This window comes from cyanobacterium endosymbiont of Epithemia turgida isolate EtSB Lake Yunoko, assembly GCF_000829235.1.
In the GTDB taxonomy this organism is placed as follows: domain Bacteria; phylum Cyanobacteriota; class Cyanobacteriia; order Cyanobacteriales; family Microcystaceae; genus Rippkaea.
On record NZ_AP012549.1, the window covers coordinates 1,434,390 to 1,457,667 of the forward strand.

9 protein-coding genes, 1 tRNA gene and 1 riboswitch are annotated in these 23,278 nt (G+C 34.3%); of the genes, 5 read left to right on the top strand and 5 right to left on the bottom strand.

Annotated elements, in window-relative coordinates; all coding sequences use genetic code 11:
* Window positions 1–1,600: 1,600 nt before the first annotated feature.
* The 3 genes from lexA to ETSB_RS04430 all read right to left on the bottom strand — a co-directional run bounded on the left by lexA (window position 1,601) and on the right by ETSB_RS04430 (window position 5,578).
* Complete coding sequence (gene lexA, locus ETSB_RS04415; RefSeq protein ID WP_044106542.1) at window positions 1,601–2,203, bottom strand: transcriptional repressor LexA; 603 nt, start codon at window positions 2,201–2,203, stop codon at window positions 1,601–1,603.
* A gap of 702 nt (window positions 2,204–2,905) precedes the next feature.
* Entirely contained in the window at window positions 2,906–4,495 is a 1,590-nt protein-coding gene (locus ETSB_RS04425; RefSeq protein ID WP_044106544.1) for a YcjF family protein, read from the bottom strand.
* Between the two features lie 579 nt (window positions 4,496–5,074).
* Window positions 5,075–5,578, bottom strand: a complete 504-nt coding sequence (locus ETSB_RS04430; protein WP_044106547.1) for a hypothetical protein — start codon at window positions 5,576–5,578, stop codon at window positions 5,075–5,077.
* Window positions 5,579–5,893: 315 nt separating this feature from the next.
* Here ETSB_RS04430 and accC point away from each other — a divergent pair, with 315 nt between their 5' ends.
* The 4 genes from accC to thiC all read left to right on the top strand — a co-directional run bounded on the left by accC (window position 5,894) and on the right by thiC (window position 14,564).
* Window positions 5,894–7,243, top strand: coding sequence for an acetyl-CoA carboxylase biotin carboxylase subunit (gene accC, locus ETSB_RS04435; protein WP_044106549.1), 1,350 nt, complete (start codon window positions 5,894–5,896; stop codon window positions 7,241–7,243).
* Between the two features lie 2,691 nt (window positions 7,244–9,934).
* Entirely contained in the window at window positions 9,935–11,515 is a 1,581-nt protein-coding gene (locus ETSB_RS04440) for a glucose-6-phosphate isomerase (protein WP_044106551.1), read from the top strand.
* A gap of 241 nt (window positions 11,516–11,756) precedes the next feature.
* Window positions 11,757–11,828 (top strand) — tRNA-Gln (locus ETSB_RS04445).
* A gap of 1,251 nt (window positions 11,829–13,079) precedes the next feature.
* Window positions 13,080–13,176: riboswitch (TPP riboswitch) on the top strand.
* Between the two features lie 5 nt (window positions 13,177–13,181).
* Window positions 13,182–14,564 (top strand): phosphomethylpyrimidine synthase ThiC, encoded by a 1,383-nt coding sequence (gene thiC, locus ETSB_RS04450; RefSeq protein WP_044106552.1) that lies wholly within the window; start codon window positions 13,182–13,184, stop codon window positions 14,562–14,564.
* Between the two features lie 1,591 nt (window positions 14,565–16,155).
* Here thiC and recR read toward each other — a convergent pair.
* A complete protein-coding gene (recR, locus tag ETSB_RS04455) occupies window positions 16,156–16,749 on the bottom strand; it encodes a recombination mediator RecR (RefSeq protein ID WP_044106555.1) in 594 nt (197 codons plus the stop codon).
* A gap of 141 nt (window positions 16,750–16,890) precedes the next feature.
* Entirely contained in the window at window positions 16,891–18,006 is a 1,116-nt protein-coding gene (locus ETSB_RS04460; protein WP_044106557.1) for a DUF3747 domain-containing protein, read from the bottom strand.
* Window positions 18,007–18,551: 545 nt separating this feature from the next.
* Here ETSB_RS04460 and gltB point away from each other — a divergent pair.
* Window positions 18,552–23,216, top strand: coding sequence for a glutamate synthase large subunit (gene gltB / locus ETSB_RS04465; RefSeq protein ID WP_044106559.1), 4,665 nt, complete (start codon window positions 18,552–18,554; stop codon window positions 23,214–23,216).
* Window positions 23,217–23,278 lie beyond the last annotated feature (62 nt).

Here is a 23,278-nt window from a genome sequence, read left to right on the forward strand (position 1 = left end):
AATTAACAACTTTAATAGAAGATGAGACAAAAAGTCCCTAACCTAAGCTAATTAGTCCAGTTTCCTAGGAAACTGGACTAATTAGCTTAGGTTAAAATTAGACTTGGCATATACTAGGTTGTCCATTAAAGTTCCTATCCATATTTATTTCTACAATACTTTTATCCTCTGTTTAGGAAACATAAATAGTCGGATATATATTAGCAATCTATATATAAGAAGTATCAATAAAATTGGCTAAATATTAACTTATATCAAAAAAAGTTACGAAGTTTTATAACATAAGAAACTTAAACAAATCTATGCCAACCAACATCTATATCAGTTAGCATATATTTGACACAAATTTTAAACCTTGTTAAATAAGCTTTAGATTTTTATGTTTAATTTTCAGTAAATCAATTTTTTCTACTTTTTTATTCTTGACAAAAAATATATTCACTTTTAAACAATTTCATCGTGAGCATGATTTGATAACTTCCATCACTGCCATCACTAATTATAAATTTTGTCTAATTTTAGAGAATAAATAGATGGCAAAAAATATAAATTTCACTTTTATAATTTAAAATTTTATTTTTTGTTGCGTTACCAATATAAATATTTGATAAGTATTCAAGCTTAATTTTCTTTTTAAAAATTATTCAATCTTTTTTTGACTTTATCAGATTATTAGTGGATTAACTTAACACATAAGTCTTTGCCAAACAAATAACTTTAACTATCGTAGTTGATTCAAATATTGTTTTGGTGATCATATGTTTGTATTTAAGATTATTACCTTTTTATATATAGTTTTATACTATCATTCGATAGACAAAATAAGTATAATATTTTTTAAAATTTTTTATTTTTTAGAACATAGAGCAATTCTTTTTATTATTGTTATCGTTACTACTTTCAGTTTTTTCAGTAACTCTTAAAAGAATAGTGTAGGAGTTAATTTTTCTTTTTTAAAATATTGTCTAATTGTTGTCTACTATCATTTATTTAGTCTTTTTTAATATTTTTAAAATTATTTTATATTTTATTTTTTTCACTATTTAGAGATGTATATATTGTTTCGGATTTTTTATCTAGACATAATTTTTATAATTTATTTTTTCAATCAATAATTATACTCGATTTATTTTTTTGAGTTTTTATTTTCTTTGATTTGAGCATAATATTTTTATTGTCGCACTCTTTCTATAGGTAGCTTTTAAGTTTTGAGTTAATTTCAATAGGTTCGATTTTTAAAATTCTATTAGCCTCCTTTTTAAGCAGGCTAATAGAATTAGTACGCTTTTCTGTTTATCACTTTTTATTTTTTATTTATTTAAAATCACCTACTTAGAGATATCAATGCGGTAAAGAATATAAAAAAACCTAGATTTTTTCTTTGATACAGGGGAGATCTCCTACTTTCAAAATTAAGATTTGATAGTGGAGTACTTAAAAAATCTACTATTTATCGCGCAGTCTCGCTGGTAGAAAACACCCATTTCAGCATCAGCGATGTATGTAGTTCACAAAAAAATATTGAAAGCAATCAATTAAGGCGATAAGTTCTCTACCGTCTATTCTTCAGCTCATTCGTTCAAGTAATTAGGGTACATTATCAGTAAGCACGCCAAACTCCTACCAAAACCCCTTGAATTTCCACCTCAGAAATCTTAACTTCAATCGGTTTAGACTGAGAATTTGATGGTTTAAGTAATACCTTTTCACCATTTTGATAAAATCGTTTTAGAGTTGTTCCATGACCTTCAACAATAGCAGCTACAATTTCTCCATCTTTAGGATATTCATCTCTAGGCAAGGATCGCATGATAGCTAAATCGCCTTCAATGATTAAATCTTCGATCATGCTGTCTCCTACAATTTGTAACCCATAGTAATTTTTCTGTTCAGTGATTTCAGATAAATCTAATTCAGTTTGATCATTGGCACAGAGTTCAACTAGTGTGCCAACCGTGATAGTTCCTAAAATACGAATACCCTTGAGTTTAGGACGTAAAATTCGAATAGTACGGGCTTTGCCTTCTATCCAATCGATATAACCTTTATTGCGTAATCTTTCCAGACGACTCTGAACAGGGGCTGGTGATCGTAAATGCATAGCGTGCATCATCTCACGAATGGAAGGAGCATGCTGGCTTTTGTCAATGTATTCAACTAACCAGTCAAATAGTTCTTGTTGGGCAGGGGTTAAAGATTCCATAGGTTTTGATGAGAACGGAAATAGTTATCAATGTAAAGGTAAGATTTTTACCTCTTTTTTAAACGAACATAAGTACTAGGATAAACCCATTTTATCTTTTGTTTAATTTTCACAATTTTTTCCTAATACTGACTAGAGGCAAGCCAAAGTTTTGGAGGCATTGGTCGCGATGTTATAGTTGGCAAGTAACGGAGTAAAAGACTGAAATGATGAAATATTGGAATCCTTGAGATATGCCTAAGAAATATTTCAAGGATTCCAATATTTCAATAAAATAGGGGGAAACAACAATACCACCTCGATTGAGATCTAGACCTGTCTTGACAGATCTTAATTTAAGATCAATTGGCAAAGTATACTCAGTTGAGTTGGCAGTAATTCTTTCTAAGACGTAACTTTTAGCATAATTAAACAGTATTTCTCCAATTCTTTGCCCTCAATAGGTTTTTTAGGAAAAAATAAGATATGGTCGTTTCGATTTATCTCAAGAATTCCGATTAATTCAGTATTCATTTTATATAACTACATTTTAGATCCATAGACTAGTCTTTTTCTTAAAGAACTACAAGCAATAAATTCAAGAAAATTACTACATCCTTGAGCTGTTATTTTAGTCAACTTGTCTTTAAAAAATATTGGTTTGATTAATCGATAAATATCTAAAAGATTTGACTGAGTAGCTAAGTTAATTAATGGCATAAATTACCAGTCATCCTCCTCTAGAGTAGCTTCTTGTTTTCCAGATGTTATAGTAAATTTTTTCTCATCTTCTTCCCAAGTTGATGTTAAGGGTTCTACTACATTAGCGATAGCGTCGTTAACAAATCTTTGAACAAATTCATTCTTACGACTCAGTTCAAATTGACGTTGTACAACTTCGGTAATTCCTCCATCGCCCCAGTCTTGATCGTGACGGAAATATTCAACAAAACTTTTTCCAGCGATACGGGTTAAATAAGCAGCTGTCACTCCCTGAATTGCTTTTCCAACTAAATAAGTAGTTATATTTAATTGTAGAGCTTTACTTAACAAATCCAAAGCTCCTTTTACTATTCCTAAACTTACTAAAGTTTTCCCTAAAGATAGGGCTAATTCCTTACCTCGATCACTATTTAACTCACAGCCATAGATTTGTCCAATTTCAATTACCATTTGGGCATTAACTGCCGCCATTGCCAACATATCCACTACAGGTAAAGGAGTCACAGAAATAACCCCGGCACCAATCCATCGATAACGATCTATGATCTTATCTGCCTGTTGTCTTCTTTGGCTATTAATCATTTTTCTAGCTTCTTCCCCCAGGCGTTGAGATTGCAACAAAATATTATCAGCAATTAAATCTTCTCCCTCTGCCCTTAAAACCACAGCAAGACGCTTAATTAGAGGTATAATTTCTGGTTTTGGCTCAATAATTTCCTTGGTTTCTAATAGAAATGATTGAGGTTTAGCGGCTACTGCAATAATATCTAAAGGAGAAATTAATACTTTAACTCTTTGTTGCAACTGCTTCATTAGTAATGTCAGTTCTTCTTTGGGATAAAGATCAATTTTATTCAAAATTAATAATGATCGTTTACCAATATTTACTAAAGTTTGTAGGGGGTAATATTCTGATTGACGTAAATCATTATCTACCACAAATAGCAATAAATCTGCTTCTGTTGCTAATTTTCGTGCCAACTGTTCTCGTTCAGTTCCTTCTACTCCTACTTCCAAAATTCCTGGGGTATCTGTGATTAAGATATCTCTCGAAACTCCTGACAACTTAAGGGAATAGGTTTCCCCCATTTTAGTAGTCCCAAGAGTTGCTTCTACATTGCCCACCATTTCCCCAATTAAGGCATTAACTAGAGATGTTTTTCCAGCTGATCCTGTACCGAAAACTACAACTTTTAAATCGCCTTTAGCCAAACTAGTTTCAATTTGAAGAGAACGACTCAATAGAGCTTTTTGAGTAACTTTATCTTGAATCTGTTGCACTTGGCGGCGTACTGCTTTTAGAGTTTCGTGCGCCGCTTCAGTTTTTTGTTCAGGGAGTTTAGGACGAGACCGTTCTTGACGACGAGTAAAGAAAAATTTACCAGAGACAGCTAAGTTGAAATAATAAATAAAAGCGTAGATTAACAAGCCTAAAAGACCGATAATCAGAAAAATCAATAGTTTACCTAATAAAGGCGCTGTAAAAGAGACTTGAATATAAAGATGATAAATAGAATTGATTAGCCATATAATCAATCCGAGAATTATACTCAAACCAATGATCAAAAATAACAGACGGAGCAGAGGCATGGAGAGAGGGGGAGAAAGTGGGAGAGAGGAAAAGAGAAAGAGCCTACTTTGACAGGGTGTGCCTCTTGCCTTACTGTTACTGGCTGCATTGTCTGAGAGCTTTTATGTAGAAAAACATAGATAATTGATAAAATTTGAGATTGAGCCATAACACACAGACTAGATGGAAGATAAAAGTCAGTCTAAATACAAGCTAAAGAGAACAAGGACGGATGACCTGTGAGCAAGGGAAGGGAAAGGTAAGTTCCCAAACTCATTATGGCAGTAGGCGAAACAACAAAAGTGATCGTCCTGACTTCAATATCCCCATCCGAAGGAATTTTCTATAGTTATTCTTGACTAGTTTGTCCTTATCCAATATCAGGTCAAGGCAAGTTGTTTATAAGCTATCATAATCACTTATTTTTCTAAATTAGTAGTGAAAATTATGATGTTAGGAATTAACTATAAGCAAAAATGTCCATACAACAATGCTAAAGCAGAAATTTTGCTATGGTGATAAATGGGGCAAGTATAGACGTTGTTGCAACTTATGGTTTTTAAACAGTTTTTCATCGATAAAAAAAATAATTAATATTATTATGCCAAATTAGGCGGAATCTTTTGAGATTTTAAGAAAAGATTAGGTGTCACTTGTTGAAGTTGTTTTTGAATCATGTTTTCTATGTCTTCTCGCTGTATTTCAATCCCTTGTGTTTTATTATTTTGGTTATCCATAAGAATAATGCTATCAACTTGGCGAATAGCAAACATCTGAAAGAAAAGATGAGTTATGGGTAAAGAAACAATATCAATAGGAGGATTAACACTACTGGAATCTACGGTATCTTGAAAATTGCGGGCGTCCTGACGGTTAACAAAACCATAAACTACTCGCTTCGTTATTTGGGGTTGTTTGCGGTTATTAAGGGTCGTAATGATCCAATGACGATCACTAGTATGTAAAACAAAATAGTCTGTCTGTTTGTGTTGAATAGCAAAGAATTTGAGTACTGGGTTGACGGCTTGTTCCATAATCTTTACAGACACGCCATATCCAGGAGCGTCATTGGCAAGAATTTTGAGTTGTTTCTCTATATTCATGAAAATTACCTAAATTTTAGTCATAGTCTACTCTCAAGTCCTGACTTTTGGTTTCTTTGGTGTTTTCCGTTTTGTGGCCTTGACAATTGACTGAAATCTATTCACTGAGTATAGGTAAGACAAAGAGGATTATGTTCTTATTTTAAGAATTAATAACTTTCTTTATCAAACGTTAGTGATAGCCAAAAGGGGTCAATTGATTTAAGACACAACATGTGGCACACACTAGCTAGTTGTATGGTTGAGTGAAATTAGCGCACAAAACCAGATATTCTACTAAGTATGACTGTTTCATATTCATGCACTAGTTCAACGATGCAACTTTCTAAAATCTTAATTGCAAATCGCGGAGAGATCGCCTTACGAATTTTACACAGTTGTGAGGAACTAGGAATCGCCACGGTTGCTGTTCATTCCACTATAGACCGCCAGGCACTTCACGTCCAACTTGCAGATGAAAGTGTTTGTATCGGTCCGCCATCGAGTAGCAAAAGCTATCTCAACATTCCTAATATTATTGCTGCTGCTCTCACGCGCAATGCCACTGCAATTCATCCAGGGTATGGTTTTTTAGCAGAAAATGCTAAATTTGCTGAAATTTGTGCAGATCATAAAATAAAGTTTATCGGACCAAGTCCTGAAGCTATCCGATCAATGGGAGATAAATCTACCGCAAAAAAAACTATGCAGAAGGCAGGAGTTCCCACGATTCCTGGGAGTTGGGGAGTGATTGACACGGAGCAAGAAGCCTTAGCTATCGCCCGTGATATTGGTTATCCTGTCATCATAAAAGCCACTGCTGGAGGCGGGGGACGGGGAATGCGCTTAGTTCGGGAAGATAAAGAATTTTCTCGTGCTTTCCAAGGGGCTAAGGGAGAAGCTGAGGCAGCATTTGGCAATGGAGGAGTATACATAGAAAAATTGATTGAACAACCCCGTCACATTGAATTTCAAATCCTGGCTGATAGTTATGGCAATGTGGTTCACTTGGGAGAAAGAGATTGTTCTATCCAGCGTCGTCATCAAAAACTACTTGAAGAAGCTCCTAGTTCTTTTCTTAATTTTCAATTACGTACAAAAATGGGAAAAGTAGCTGTTAAAGTAGCAAAATGTATTAATTATATAGGGGCGGGAACGGTAGAATTCTTGGTGGATAAGCAGGGAAATTTTTACTTTATGGAGATGAACACCCGCATTCAGGTAGAACACCCTGTGACGGAAATGATCTCTGGGTTGGATTTAATTGCTGAACAAATTCGTATTTCCCAAGGGGAAAAACTCCGCTTTTCCCAAAATCAAATCAAATTTCAAGGTCACGCAATCGAGTGTCGTATCAATGCTGAAGATCCTGACTGTAATTTTCGTCCTCATCCCGGTAAAATTAGTGCATATCTTCCTCCCGGAGGTCCTGGAGTACGGATGGATTCTCATGTTTATACAGATTATGAAATTTCTCCCTATTATGACTCTTTAATTGGTAAATTGATTGTCTGGGCTCCTGATAGGGAAATGGCAATTAAACGCATGAAACGGGCTTTAAAAGAATGTGCGATTACAGGAATTCCTACCACTATTCATTTTCATCAACGAATTTTAGAAACTTCCGCTTTTTTAGCTGGTGAAGTATACACTAATTTTGTTGAGGAACATTTGCTAAACAAGTAAACTACCAAAAGTAAAGTTTACTGTTGAAATAACTAATATAATTTTAATTATGCTTGATTTGTTAGTTTCAATAAAATATTGAATAATATTTTTTAGTACTTGCTAGTAAATTCAAATACACTATAAATATTTAAATAAGAATTAATTATTAAAATAATTAATTCTTTAAGGGCAGAACGTTATTTTTAAAAAATTATGTATAAATCTTAGTTAAATAATTAGCTCTTCTGTTTAGATTAAATCTATTTTTGACGGATTTCACACTGTGATGGATCATAAAGAATATTGTAATGTCAAACTTTTAACAAAACTTGTTGTAGAAATACTAAGTAATTTTGCTCCTGAAGAAAAAGCTATGAATAAAATAAGAGGTATTAAATATTTAATTCAATACCTCTTATCAAGGTAATTGGGTTATCTTCTTAGATTAAGAGGATTACAAATCCTAACTAAATTATTTTTAATTATTTATACTACTTTCATTAAAACCTTAACTCTTATTTCCAATAAAAGTGATGTATTGAGAGTTAAAGAAGTAAGTGGAGAACACTCAACACAATGACAAGCTAGGATAAATTTATTTAGTATAAGGCACATCAAAAGATTGATGATTACAGTGCATGATGTTTTAACAGTTTAAATAAGTTTGTTTAGTTTTATTACTCCAGCTTGACCTTGCAAACTACTGCCACTAAAAATTTTATAAATTAATCTCTAAAATACTGCTCAAAAAATAGAATAATTTCCTTGGAGATTGACAGTTTATGAAAAAAGATAAAAGTGAATTAATTAAAATAATATTATTAAATAATAAAAAGTTATTTTTTGGTAATGTCGTTTGTATTTTAAGACAAAAACATATGTTTTACTATTAGCAAATAAGAAAATAAAGATATAACAATATAATATTTATTCAGTTGAGGTTCAAAGCCACTAAACTAAATTGAAAATGTCAATATAGACTTGTAGATAATAATAAAAATATTCCAATTAAAATATCTTCTTAGTCTTAAATAATAGCGTATATATTTTACGTAATAAAATTGATTAATGAGGAGTTATGCTTTTGAATAAAGTCAAAAAATTTTCATTTCTAAATATATAAAAATATAACTAATTGAATCAATAAAAAAACTTTAATTAAGTAAATAAAGCTAAAAAAATGAGAAAAAAATATAGAATAGTAAAAAATATAATAAATTTTTAAACATATAAAGTAATAAACAGGTAAGTTAGCACTCTTTAACTTGTTATGAAAATTTAATCAAAAATAGTATGATTCTCTATAAATAAGTTAAATAAAAAAATTAAAACTCTATATTAATTTTAAAATTAGCTTATTCCTTAACTCACTTTTTTATCTGATAAATAAAATTTTTACTACTTAATATTTATTTATTAAAATTTTAACTAAAAATCAAAAAAATAAATAAAGGGTTAGAAGCTATGAATATTAGTTCATTCATAATACAAACTCAAAAAGTCTCAATTAATAGAATATTTAAATCTTTTATAAAAAAATATGTGACTTGATATTATACCAAATATAATATAAATATTTTTCTAAAAAATTTATCCTATTATCATTAATTAAATTTTATTTTTTTTATTTTGTTTAATTAATTTTCTTAAAATACGCATTAACTATTAACAGAAAGATAATTTACCAATGTCTATTATCTTTCTGTTACATCCAGTTTTCTAAAGTAAGCTTACAAAAATTATCTAGTAATTTATAAAAATCAATTTTCTTTACTATACAATCAGCCTCCGTTTTAATCTATTAACAATATTTTTGTTTCAAAGAAGTTTACCTATTTAGACATTTATATATATTTTAAAATATTAATTATAAAAAAATATATAAATATGAATATTTACAGCCTTTACCTGCTATGCTAACTAGCTTTTTAAAAATAAAATTATAATTTTATTTTCGATTAATTCTGATCCAAGTATAGATTTTAAAAACCCTATATTTATTTTGTATTTTTAATAGATTTAACTGAATTTTAAAATCTATTTATAATACTAATATTATATTTTCTATACTTAATAATCTGTCTGCTTATATGTACTGAAATTATATTTCAACAAAAATATATTTATTATTAACCTTTTTTTACATATTTTTGGGATCGATCTAAGATGTTATTTCTAGTTCTGTCTATATTTATTTGTCTATTCTCAGATATTAATATTAATTAGTGTAATACTTTTTGAAGTAGTTTATTACTTGAAAAAAGGGGTTTTTATTTTAAGTATTTATCTTTAATATTTTTAACTATTTTCTTAATATAAGCAAAATTTATTTCTACAGCAGGAGCATTATTATAGTTTTTACTTTTTAGGTACTTTTCATCGTTAGGTTGAACTACAATACTGAGCTCAATAATTTTCTAGCCATTCTTATTTATCTAGATTTTTTTTGATCATGAGTGGGTTTTGACAAACAGATTTAGTATTGTCTCTTAGGGAATAAGACTACAAAAATAAGGGATATAAAAGTAGCCTTTGTTTTTATAGTCTCAAATTTTAACCTATAATCAATTCTAAATTCTTGTCAAAATTATTATTTTTTTAGAAAAAATAATAAAATCTTAACCCCTTATTCCTAGGATCTATATCTATGATCGTTGGAGAGATCTTTACTCATCTCCAAAAACTTATTTTGATAGTGCAGTATTTCCTATGAATCAGCTACAACTCTGGCAACGTTATCAAAATTGGCTATATTATCACCAAAAATTAGGACTATATCTTGATATTAGCCGAATGCGCTTTAGTGATGCCTTGGTTGATAGTCTCAAGCCTAAATTTGAGAAAGCCTTTCAGGATATGGAAGCTCTAGAAGCCGGGGCAATTGCCAATCCAGACGAAGGCCGCATGGTAGGTCACTATTGGCTACGCGCTCCGGAATTAGCACCCGATGAAAACATTAGAAAAGAAATTACTGAACCTCTCAAAGCTATTGCAGACTTCGTAACTAGAGTTCATAATGGAACTATTAAACCTCCTCTCGCTGATAAATTCACTGATGTTCTCTCTATTGGTATTGGTGGATCAGCCTTAGGACCCCAATTTGTAGCTGAAGCATTATCCCCCGATTTTCCTCCTATATCCATTCACTTTATTGATAATAATGATCCAGCAGGCATTGATCGCATCTTAACTCGTTTAGGTGATCGTCTCAAAAGTACTCTAGTTCTGATAACCACTAAGTCTGGGGGAACTCCCGAAACCCGTAACGGGATGTTAGAAGTCAAAGCCGCTTACGAAGCTAAAGGTTTAGCCTTTGCCCCTCATGCGGTTGCCATTACCATGCCAGGAAGTAAAATGGATAAGATAGCCCGGGATTGGTTAGCCCGTTTTCCCATGCAAGATTGGGTGGGCGGACGAACCTCCGAACTTTCTGCCGTAGGGTTGTTACCCGCCGCATTGCAGGGTATTAATATCCAAGAGATGTTGAGCGGAGCTAAGGAAATGGACGAAGCAACTAGGGTCAAAGACCTTAAAACTAATCCCTCAGCGTTATTAGCCTTAGCTTGGTATTATTCGGGCAATGGAAAGGGAGAAAAAGATATGGTTATTCTTCCCTATAAAGACAGTTTGCTGTTGTTTAGTCGCTATTTACAGCAGTTAGTCATGGAGTCTTTAGGAAAAGAAAAAGACCTTAATGGCAACACAGTCTATCAGGGTATTGCAGTCTATGGAAATAAAGGGTCAACAGATCAACATGCTTATGTTCAGCAATTGCGTGAAGGAGTTCCTAATTTCTTTGCCACCTTTATTGAAGTATTAGAGGACCGTCAAGGATCGTCCATTGAGGTAGATCCCGGAATCACTTCTGGAGACTATCTATCCGGGTTCATACAAGGAACTAGACAGGCATTATATGAGAATAACCGTGATTCGGTAACTATTACCATTCCTCAAGTGAATCCTCGTACTGTTGGGGCTTTAATTGCGATGTATGAACGTACTGTTAGTTTTTATGGCTTGTTAGTTAATGTTAACGCCTATCATCAACCTGGGGTAGAAGCAGGTAAGAAGATGGCTTCTTCTATTTTATCTTTACAAGCTGAAGTTCAAAAGGCGATTAAGGATTCTGTTGGAACTTTAGATATAGCCACGTTAGCAACGAAAGCAGGGTTTCCTGATGCAGTCGAAGAAGTCTACAAAATTGTACGTCATTTAGCCGCCAATGGACGAGGAGTTATTCTGGAAGGGGATATGGGAAACCCTTCAAATCTCAGAGTTTCTGCTGGCTAGCTAAGCTACCGAGACGTACCACATTATAGTGGAGTGAAATATTTATGACGTAGTGAAAAAAAGGAATATACGCTATCAGTAGTATAAGTAGTGTATATTCCTTTTGTCGTTTTATTTGATGATAAATATCAAATAAAATTTAGTAAGTTAACTGTACTATCCCTTGGTTAATCTATCTGCTCTGAAAAAGAACTTGACAAATTCCCGTCGACCCCTGTTATACTTATAAAGGCATAAATGTTGGGGTGTCGCCAAGTGGTAAGGCAGCGGGTTTTGGTCTCGCCATTCCTAGGTTCGAATCCTAGCACCCCAGTTGAGTGAACAAGAACTCCATAGCTATTCCTTATTGTTTAAATGACTTTTACGAGTCTGGAAAAAAGACAATTAATCTAAGACTGTTTTAAATCAAAGGACAAAGTTTACTTCTTGTTCACTAATTTCTTGAATGTAAAATCATGTCTTATTCTCGAGTTAATACAGCAAACTTAGTACTTATTGAAGTTTTGTTTTTAATTCCTATGCTTACTCTATTTTTAATTTGATTCAACTCCATAGTAGATTTTATTTTATGCCAGAACTAGCTTGGTCCAAAAACAAAGATTTGGATTATAGGCAAGATTGAATAATCGTTATTTAATGCCTTTGATTATTGACTGAGATAATAGCTTAAAGAAAAATAAAAAATAAAAAATTGAGTAAATCTCGATAACTGTAAACCAGATTTATTTTCATTGAGTAGTTATACTCAATTTTTAGGAAAGGAACTGATTGAGAGAACTGGTAGTTTATATGACAAAGTTAAAACTCTTATTGGTTGTCCCTTTTGTTGTAGTTTTTTATTAACTAAAAACGGATCTGATTTTTAATTTTAGTAATCAGATAGTTTCAATACTATGGTAAATTAATTGAGAACAACTTTATAAAAATTTTGTAAACTTTACGGAAATGGAAGAAAGAGATAAAATTCTAAAAATAGCTAAAAATAAAGTTTTTATCGATAGATATAGAAAAATATATTGTCTTTCTAGAGACAACATATTTTGGTTTAAAAGTAATTCTTATTAAGAGACTTTTATTTAGATAATTATTGACAATTTACTTTTAAATAAAACAATAATTTAATTATATTTATCTCTCTTGTTTTTTGTTTTTTTTATCACGTAACTCCCTCTCGATCAATTAGGAGTAACTGTAATGTTAAGATTGACATTTCTTGGAAAATCGTGGGTCCAAAGAACAAATAGTTGAGGTATGATATATTAAGCTGTTTGCAAGTACATAACTTTTAAGGTGATGAAGAGACTGGTTTAATGTCCTAGCTCCGCAACCTTAATCTTTGATAATCACCGCTAGAAAAGCTAAACGTACAAGGCTAAACGGTCAAGATCAAATTAGAAATTAAATAGGGTAGGACACATCCAAATTTACGCTTGGGGAGTAGTCCATCAGAGTGCTTACTGTAAAAAGTGGAGTCGGACTAGACATGAAACTGTAAGACCAAAGCTGGCAATGCCGCTATAGGCAAGATTCAGCCCAAGAATCCACTCTAACTTAGTCAGTGGAGTGTCAAGGCTAGGGGTGTCTGTTTTAACCAGACTGAGAGGGACCCTTAGAACCTAATACCGGGTAATGCCGACGTAGGGAAGCTGTTTCTTAAGGTACAAGTATGAGATCACAATGGATTGCTAAGCGTCATAACCACAGCAATGTATCCCAGATGCATTATGCTCGTCAAGGTATGATTACTGAGGAAATGGACTATGTAGCTAAGCGAGAAAACCTTCCCCCTAAGTTAATTCGAGAGGAAATTGCACGGGGGCGGATGATTATTCCCGCCAACATTAATCACCCGAATCTCAAACCGATGTGTATTGGTATTGCCTCTAAATGCAAGGTAAATGCTAATCTTGGTGCATCTCCAAACTCATCCAATGTGGACGAGGAGATAGTTAAACTCAACCTAGCAGTAAAATACGGTGCAGATACTGTAATGGACCTGTCTACAGGGGGAGGAGACCTAGACACCATCCGTGAAGCTATTATTAAAGCATCTACTGTTCCTATCGGGACTGTTCCTATTTACCAGGCAGTGGAAAGCGTTCATGGAAATATTGAAAAACTTACCCCCGATGATTTTCTGCATATCATTGAAAAACACGCTCAGCAGGGTGTGGACTATATGACGATTCACGCAGGATTATTGATTGAACATCTTCCTTTAGTTAGAAATCGTTTAACAGGAATTGTCTCTCGCGGTGGCGGTATCATTGCCAAGTGGATGCTACACCATCATAAGCAAAATCCTCTTTATACTCATTTCGACCAAATTATCGAAATTTTTAAAAAATACGATGTTTCTTTTAGTTTAGGAGATTCTTTACGTCCTGGCAGCATTCATGATGCTTCCGATGAGGCACAATTTGCTGAATTGAAAACTTTGGGGCAATTAACCCATCTTGCTTGGGAACACAATGTCCAAGTGATGGTAGAAGGTCCGGGCCATGTTCCTATGGACCAAATTGAGTTGAATGTGAAAAAACAAATAGAAGAGTGTAGCGAAGCACCTTTCTATGTTTTAGGACCATTAGTAAGCGATATTGCCCCAGGCTACGACCATATTACTTCAGCAATTGGGGCTGCTATGGCTGGTTGGTATGGTACAGCAATGTTATGTTATGTTACTCCCAAAGAACATTTAGGATTACCTGATGCAGAAGATGTTCGTAACGGGTTAATTGCTTACAAAATCGCTGCTCATGCAGCCGACATTGCTCGTCACCGTCCAGGGGCAAGAGATCGCGATGATGAACTGTCAAAAGCTCGTTATAATTTCGACTGGAATCGTCAGTTTGAATTGTCTCTAGATCCTGATCGTGCTAAGGAATACCACGACGAAACCTTACCCGCAAATATCTACAAAACAGCGGAGTTTTGTTCAATGTGTGGACCTAAATTTTGTCCTATGCAAACGAAAGTTGATGCTGATGCGTTGACGGAATTGGAAAAATTTCTAGTTAAAGAACAGCATAAACAACCTATTGCTCAATAAGATTGTTAGGGGTCAACAGCTCTTGGTCCCTAACAAAAATCGGAATTTAAAATAATATTTATCGATCTCTTTAAATAAAAAATTTGAGAAGATTCTGATTAAACTGATGACATGAAAAAACGAAGATCCTAGGGTAATCATTAACCTCAGCGATATTTTTCTCAAATGTAAGTTCAATTTTAGATGGTTGTTGACATCATCGTGTTTTAACTTAGGTATTTAGAATAATAACCGTAATAGATATTTCTTTTGGTATATGATTAATATCACTCTGTAAATATCGTAGAGCCACATTAGACTTTTGGGTAACTTTACTAACTTAGCTAGTTATAATGCGAATTCAGAGCGCAACTAAGAGCTCCATCAAATATGTGATTGTTAGTCTGATTAACATGAATAATATTACTGCAGCGTTTAAGCATTCGTTTGAAAGCTTCAGCAAGAGATATTTATAGTTCTGAGTAATTGACATTAAACAGTTTCAAGCAAAGGCTATTATCTAAGGAAACTTAAATAAGTGTACTATAAAAAATAGTTAAAAACGAGCTACTTTGAGATATCAGTCAACCTCAAATTAGGCTAACTTACTTCAATGAGTAAATACCATAAAATTTGACTCATAATTCCAAAATTATTTCCAATAAATTCAGCCTAAGTAAAACTTTTATTAAGTAATTATCTATGGTAAAAAAAAGAAAATATTAAATCTAATAGTGTGGAAAATATTTTAAATAAAAACTTATAATAATTTTAGTTTTATAGGATAAAACTATATTATTTGCCAAGATAGTTTAACGAAACTATTCTTAAATAAACTACCGACAACAAGTATGCATTAAATTTATATGAATTTTATTTAAATCAATTTAATCTCTAAATTTAATTAATTTTAAATACTTATTTAAAATTAATTACTTATTTTTGTAAATTAACTTCTTAGGCTTATTCTTTTTTGTATAAACTTCTTATTTAGTAGAAAAGTACTGAATTTAATTATAAAAATTAACTTACAAAAATACAACAATAATCTAGATAAAAATATAATTAGAAAATTTAATGTTCTTTTACATATTAGTCTATTTAAACTCAAAATGCACATAGAAAGTAAAAATAATAATTTTTTTCAAAAATATTCAAAGGATCAACTCTTAAAAAGATTGCACCAGCTATAAGTATAAATTACGCTTGCAGTAAGAAAGTCTTCGAAAAATAGAATATTTCAAGAAAAATAAGAATAAAAAATGGCATAATAAAGGATAAGATATTTTTGTCAAAGTCCGATATAAAAACTTTAAAAAACAAAGTCTTTTTAACAAGAAAATCTTAAAAAGAAGAGATTAGAAAACTTAAGTAGATATATATTTTCTTTATAAATTTAGAGTAATATTAGAATTATTAAAAATAAAAGTCTTCAATTATTTTAAGAAAAAAACAACTGCTATAGTAAGCCAAGGTAGTAGATGATTGTATATCTATGGGGTTTTTAAACCAACAATAAAAAAATCTTATGTAACTAAAATACAAAAATAAATAAAAAATAGCTCAATTTAGTTTATGCACTTATTATTGATGGAAAAGAAACAATTACCAATTATTTAAATTCCTGTCGTCCTTCTAAGGCCCGTGTTAAAGTCATTTCATCAGCGTATTCTAAGTCCCCTCCTATCGGCAATCCAAAGGCAATCCGCGTAACTTTTGTAAAAGGTTTGAGGAGTTGACCAACATAGAGAGTGGTAGTTTCTCCTTCCACGGTAGGACTAAGAGCTATAATCACTTCCTTCACTTTATCTTGGCTAACTCGTCTAACGAGGGGTTGAATGTATAATTGTTCAGGTCCAATACCATCCATTGGAGATATAACACCCCCTAAAACATGATATTTACCTTTATATTCTCTAGTTTTTTCTAAGGCAATCACATCACAAGAATCAGCCGTCACACAGATGACTTGGAAATCTCGGTGAGGATTACGACAAATTTCGCAGATAGGGTCCGCAGAAATATGAAAACAAACTTGACATAGTCCAACTTTCTCTTTTGCTTCAATTAAAGCATTGGCTAAGGTTCTAATTTCCGTTTCTGGGCGTTTGAGAATATGCAAGGCAAGTCTTTGGGCAGTTTTGGGTCCAACTCCTGGTAAATGTCGTAATTGCTCAATCAAACGTGCAAGAGGCGGAGTGTATATAATAGTCTAATACCCTCTAAATATTAACTTACGTCTCCTATTATATTAATGTCAATTGGGTTAAGTGATTAAGTAAAAATAAAGTTTAGGTAAAAGAATTGGATGAGCTTTCCTAGCCCAATGATGACTATAATTTTACATTTAAGGAATAATAGTTGATTTTAGCCCAGCATTTTCTAAAGTTCGATGGACTTCCTCCGCATTATCACGATCATTAAATAGTCCTACTTGCCAGACGGACTTCCCGTTATGAGATGTGGGAAACGCTTCAGGATAGAGTGATCGCACTTTAACTTTTTGATAATTAGTGTTAGTAGCAACAATCACACGGTATCTTTCAAGAGAGATACTAGACAAAGAACCTACTACATCAGGTAACCTTTTACGTCCTGAATTAGTGTTAGTTGAGGATTGAGGAGGTGGAACTATAGAGTTACTGTTATTTTGAGGAGGTGGTGCTAGGGGGGGTAAGTCAGAGAAATTAGGTAAAGGTTCAGTAATAGTAGACAATGAACGAGGTTGAGAGGGTGGAGATAGGGTAGTTGTAAGAGAAACAGATACTGAGGATAAGGGTTTCAAGGCAGCTGAGGCTCGACTGTCGGGTTGATTGTCTGCCGTAAAAGTCATCTCTCGTATAGGTTTACTATCTTGAGCGTTCTGTCTGGTCCTAAAGGAATTAGTAGCCATCAAAGGAGATCGTTCTTCTATAGCTGAACTATTCCCTGTAAGATATATATGACTTAATACTCTACCGTTATAGGTCCGTTTTGTGAATCTCCAACCAGGATTAAGCTCAAGTCGTATAAACCCATTAGCTATTCCGTTACTTCTTCCGACAATAATTTCGGATTGATTAAGATCATCACGATGGGTTCCGACGAGTATCAGCTCTCCATCGTGTTCTATAATACGTAGGAGATAATCTAGTCCATAATCTTGTCCATCAATGCGAATAGAATAGCCGTTGCTATCTGTACTACGTTCACAACTTCCTGTAAAATCAAAGTCAAGGAGCAATGGATTAACTAAAACCGGATTAGTTCCACTTTCACTCCAACATTTTTGCTGACCAGGAATTTGATGTATGACTAGCAAGTCGTATTTATTATCACCATAGGGTCTAGCAATAGCGATAAGGTCGTCTTGATTAACTTCTTGTTGCTCGAAAGTTGAAGCGTTACTAGGAATATAAGGCGTAAAACCAATGAAGCAAAAGGCGATGATGGCAGCTGTTTTGCTCAGAAGTGTGAGTTTCATAAGTATTCTAATGTTTACGTCTTAGAGAAAAATAAATAGATTGTATTTCCCTCAAGGATTTAAGTGGGAAAGCATTAAAGTTAAAAGTTTCGAAGTTTATTTAGAATTTCTACTAATCATTAGGCATCTTCAGTGATTGATGTATTTTTTCTTCTCCACTCGACGCACTGACAGAAACAAATGTTGCATCTCCTAGGAATTAGCTTTATCGTTGCAATTTTACTTTTATTTCAAGCAAATATCGAAAATTTAAGTTAGTAATCTAGGTCCTTCTAGAATCTGGATAAGCTAAATTATCATTAACAGATTGCATTGTCATGGCTAAGATTCGATAGCATAGAGGTCAAGGATCTTTGAATACCTCTACAACTAGAAGTGTAGGAAGGTTATCTGTTTTGTTCCGTTGTCACTAATTGTTGTTAACAACATCCTAAACATGATGGTTTGGTGAGCTCTTCGCTAAACCAGCTTTAGCGAAGGGGTTTGCAGTTTTAAACACCATACGTATTTTCGTATTTTCAACTTATATGTATAAGCGTAGCCCTATGAAAAAGACCAACCACCTTTTCCCGTCAACTCATCAACCATTGCCCCCGTATTGTGGTCAAAAATGGCTAGTGGAAGAAAGAGATGCATGTGGGGTTGGTTTTATTGCTGATGTCAAAGGAGAAGGAAGCCATAAACTTATTGAACAGGCAATTGTTGCCTTAGGCTGTATAGAACATCGGGGGGGCTGTAGTGCGGATAATGACTCAGGAGACGGTTCGGGAGTCATGACAGAGATTCCCCGTGAGGTATTAGTTCCTTGGTTTACAAGTCAAGGTTTAACTATGCCACCTGTTGAACAATTAGGGGTCGGAATGGTCTTTCTACCCCAGAATAAAATTAAAAGGAAAGCAAATCGTGCTTATATTGAGACAGTAGTATCCGCGGCTAACTTAAAAGTATTGGGGTGGCGAGAAGTTCCGGTTAAACCTGAGGTTTTAGGAGTTCAGGCTAAACAAAATCAACCCCATATCGAACAGATAATGGTGGCTTCTCCAGCCGGGTTATCGGGAGATGCATTAGATAGAATACTATACATAGTACGGTCAGGGATTGGGAAGAAACTGGCAGAGGACTTTTATGTTTGTTCTTTTAGTTGTCGTACTCTTGTCTATAAAGGAATGGTTCGTAGCACGATTTTAGGAGAATTCTATGAAGATTTAAAAAACCCTAACTATAATAGTAGATTTGCTCTATACCATCGTCGCTTTAGTACTAATACCATGCCAAAGTGGTCTTTGGCACAACCTATGCGTTTGTTGGGTCACAATGGAGAAATTAATACCCTTATTGGGAATATCAACTCTATGGCAGCCAGAGAAGTTCATTTAAGAATTCCAGGATGGACTTCTGAAGAGCTAGAGGCGTTAACTCCCATTGTTAATAATGACAACAGTGACTCCTGCAACCTTGATAGTGTTTTAGAATTATTGGTCCGTACTGGTCGTAGTCCCCTCGAAGCGGCGATGATCCTAGTGCCTGAAGCTTATCAAAATCAACCTAATTTAAAAGATTATCCCGAAATAATTGGTTTTTATCAATATTATAGTGGGTTTCAAGAACCTTGGGATGGTCCAGCCTTACTTACATTCAGTGATGGCAAAATAGTAGGAGCTTGTTTAGATCGTAACGGTTTACGTCCTGCTCGTTATTGCATTACCAAAGATGATTATTTGGTAGTTGGTTCTGAGGCAGGAGTTGTTGATTTACCAGAAGAATACATTGTAGAAAAAGGAAGATTAGGTCCTGGACAAACTATTGCCGTCGACTTAGAGTCTAATGAAATTCTTAAAAATTGGGATATCAAGAAACGTATTTCCAGACAGCATCCTTACCGGGAATGGTTGCATACTTATCGTCGAGAAGTGACTTCTCAACCCTTCTCAAAAAACATTCTTCTCGATCAACCTGGTCAACTTTTGCAACAACAAACTGCTTTTGGATATACAGCCGAAGATGTAGAAATGATCGTGGTTCCCATGGTAACTCAAGGAAAGGAACCTATATTCTGTATGGGAGATGACATTCCATTAGCCGTTCTTTCAAATAAACCTCATCTACTCTACGACTACTTTAAACAACGGTTTGCCCAAGTGACTAATCCTCCTATTGATTCGTTATGGGAAAGTTTGGTAATGTCTTTGGAAATGTTATTAGGAGAACGGGGAAATTTATTAGATCCTAAGGCAGAAGATGCAAAACTGTTAAAAATTGAAAGTCCTTTACTCAATGAGACGGAATTAAAGCAGATCAAATCTTCTCAATTTAAGGTAACGCAACTATCTACCTTATTTGATCTAACTGCCGGTCCTGGAGGACTTAAAACTAGCTTAGATAGGTTGTGTTACGAAGCCATCCAAGCGGTTAGAGACGGTTCAAAAATTATTATTTTAAGTGATCGTGCTTCGGAAATGGGCAGTGTTACGGAAATCACCAGTTATATTCCTCCCTTATTAGCTGTAGGAACTATTCATCATCATTTAATTAAACATGGGTTACGTCTACAAACTTCCTTAGTGATAGATACGGCACAATGTTGGAGTACCCATCATTTTGCTTGTTTAGTAGGTTATGGCGCATCAGCAGTTTGCCCTTATTTAACCCTCGAAACTATCCGTCAATGGTGGAATGATACCAAAACTCAGAAATTAATGGGAAATGGAAAAATTGAACCTATTACTCTTGACGAAGCATTTGCCAACTACCGCCATGCAGTTGAATTAGGATTATTGAAAATAATCTCTAAAATGGGAATTTCCTTATTGGCTTCCTATCATGGGGCACAAACTTTTGAAGCGATCGGTCTAAGCTCTGAACTAATTAAAATGTCCTTTGACGGAACCACTAGCCGTGTTGGTGGCTTAAGTATTATAGAATTAGCTGAGGAAATTATCGCCATTCATAGTCGTGCCTTCCCTAATCTAACTGATAAAAAACTGAAAAACTTCGGTTTTATTAACTACCGTCGAGGAGGAGAATACCATATGAATTCCCCCGAAATGGCTAAATTTCTTCATAAAGCAGTAGCAGTTTACAAAGAAGGGATAAATGGCGGGAATAAAAAGGGTTATGATCATTATGCGATGTATAGTAAATATCTTGAAGAACGTCCAATTACTGCCTTGCGAGATTTATTGGAATTTAATAGTGATCGTCCTTCTATTTCTGTTGAAGAAGTGGAAACAGTTGAAGCCATTGTTAAACGGTTTTGTATTGGGGGAATGTCTTTAGGGGCTTTATCACGGGAAGCACATGAAACTATAGCGATCGCTATGAACCGTTTAGGAGGAACATCTAATTCTGGGGAAGGAGGAGAAGATCCCATCCGCTTTATCACTTTCACCGATGTAGATGCTAATGGAAATTCCCCTACATTTCCTCACCTAAATGGACTAAAAAATGGAGATACAGCAAGTTCTGCTATTAAACAGATTGCATCAGGACGTTTCGGAGTAACTCCCGAATATTTGATGAATGGAAAGCAATTAGAAATTAAGATGGCCCAGGGCGCAAAACCAGGAGAAGGAGGACAATTACCAGGGCAAAAGGTCAGTTCCTATATTGCCATGTTACGGCATGCTAAATCTGGTGTTACCTTGATTTCTCCTCCTCCTCACCATGATATTTACTCCATTGAAGATTTAGCACAGTTAATATTTGACTTGCATCAGATTAACCCTATGGCTAAGGTTTCAGTGAAATTAGTATCAGAAATTGGCATTGGAACCATTGCAGTAGGTGTTGCTAAAGCTAACGCCGATGTTATTCAAGTTTCGGGACATGATGGGGGAACGGGGGCATCACCCTTAAGTTCCATTAAACATGCGGGATGTCCTTGGGAATTAGGGATTACCGAAGTTCATAGTATGTTGTTAAAAAATCAATTGCGTGATCGCGTCATCTTACGTGCTGATGGAGGTTTAAAAACCGGATGGGATGTAATAATGGCAGCGTTAATGGGGGCTGAACAATACGGTTTTGGCTCTATTGCTATTATCGCTGAGGGCTGTATTATGGCCCGTATTTGTCACACCAACAACTGTCCGGTAGGGGTTGCAACTCAAGAGGAAAAGTTGCGTAAACGGTTTAGTGGAGTTCCTGAAAATGTAACCAGTCTTTTTTATTTTATTGCTGAAGAAATACGGGCAATTTTAGCGAAATTAGGTTATCGTTCCTTAGATGAAGTGATTGGACGTTCCGATCTTTTAGTTTCTCGTAAAACACCAAAATTAACCAAAACCCAAGCCTTAAATCTCGATTGCTTAGTTAAACTTCCTAACGTAAAAGAAGATCGCCGTTGGTTAAACCATGAAGCAGTTCACAGTAATGGAGAGGTGTTAGATGATCGCATTTTAGCTGATACGGAGATCGCCTCTTCGATTGATGAACACCGTTCCGTTACAAAAAATATCAAGATTGTCAATACCGACCGCACGGTTGGAGCGCGTATTTCTGGGGTAATTGCTAAGAAGTATGGAAATACCGGATTTAAAGGAAAATTAAACCTCAACTTCAAAGGGGCATCTGGTCAAAGTTTTGGAGCATTTAACCTTCCTGGCATGATTTTGCACCTTGAAGGGGAAGCCAACGATTATGTTGGTAAAGGAATGCACGGAGGAGAAATTGTGATTGTTCCACACAAAGAAAGTAGCTATAAGCCAGAAGATAACGTTATTATCGGTAATACTTGCCTTTACGGCTCAACAGGTGGTTTTTTATATGCTAATGGTCGTGCAGGTGAACGATTTGGAGTGCGCAACTCCCTGAGCAAAGCAGTTATTGAAGGTGCTGGTGATCATTGCTGCGAGTATATGACGGGAGGTGTGATCGTAGTCTTAGGAACCATTGGACGCAACGTAAGTGCAGGAATGACTGGAGGAATAGGTTACTTCTTGGATGAAGAAGAAAACTTCCCCGAAAAAGTGAACCTTGAAACTGTAGAAATTCAAAGGATTTGCACTAAATCCGGGGAATTTCAGCTAAAAGAGTTAATTCAATCTCATGTTGACCGCACAGGTAGCCAAAAAGGACAAATGATCCTCAATAATTGGGAGGATTATGTGAGTAAATTCTGGCAGGTATTTCCTCCATCTGAAGCAAATAGTCCTGAGATAAACCCTAATCCCGTTACGGTTGAGGAAAAAACGTTAACTACTGTTAAATAATAATCACTATCCTATAGTTTCCATAGCCCCTTTTCCGATATGAGAGGGGTTATTTAAAAGTC

Bases quoted from the DNA above. Each gene is read 5' to 3' on its own strand.
- lexA (WP_044106542.1), bottom strand. From the start codon at position 2,203: ATGGAATCTTTAACCCCTGCCCAACAAGAACTATTTGACTGGTTAGTT.
- ETSB_RS04425 (WP_044106544.1), bottom strand. From the start codon at position 4,495: ATGCCTCTGCTCCGTCTGTTATTTTTGATCATTGGTTTGAGTATAATT.
- ETSB_RS04430 (WP_044106547.1), bottom strand. From the start codon at position 5,578: ATGAATATAGAGAAACAACTCAAAATTCTTGCCAATGACGCTCCTGGA.
- accC (WP_044106549.1), top strand. From the start codon at position 5,894: ATGCAACTTTCTAAAATCTTAATTGCAAATCGCGGAGAGATCGCCTTA.
- ETSB_RS04440 (WP_044106551.1), top strand. From the start codon at position 9,935: ATGAATCAGCTACAACTCTGGCAACGTTATCAAAATTGGCTATATTAT.
- thiC (WP_044106552.1), top strand. From the start codon at position 13,182: ATGAGATCACAATGGATTGCTAAGCGTCATAACCACAGCAATGTATCC.
- ETSB_RS04460 (WP_044106557.1), bottom strand. From the start codon at position 18,006: ATGAAACTCACACTTCTGAGCAAAACAGCTGCCATCATCGCCTTTTGC.
- gltB (WP_044106559.1), top strand. From the start codon at position 18,552: ATGAAAAAGACCAACCACCTTTTCCCGTCAACTCATCAACCATTGCCC.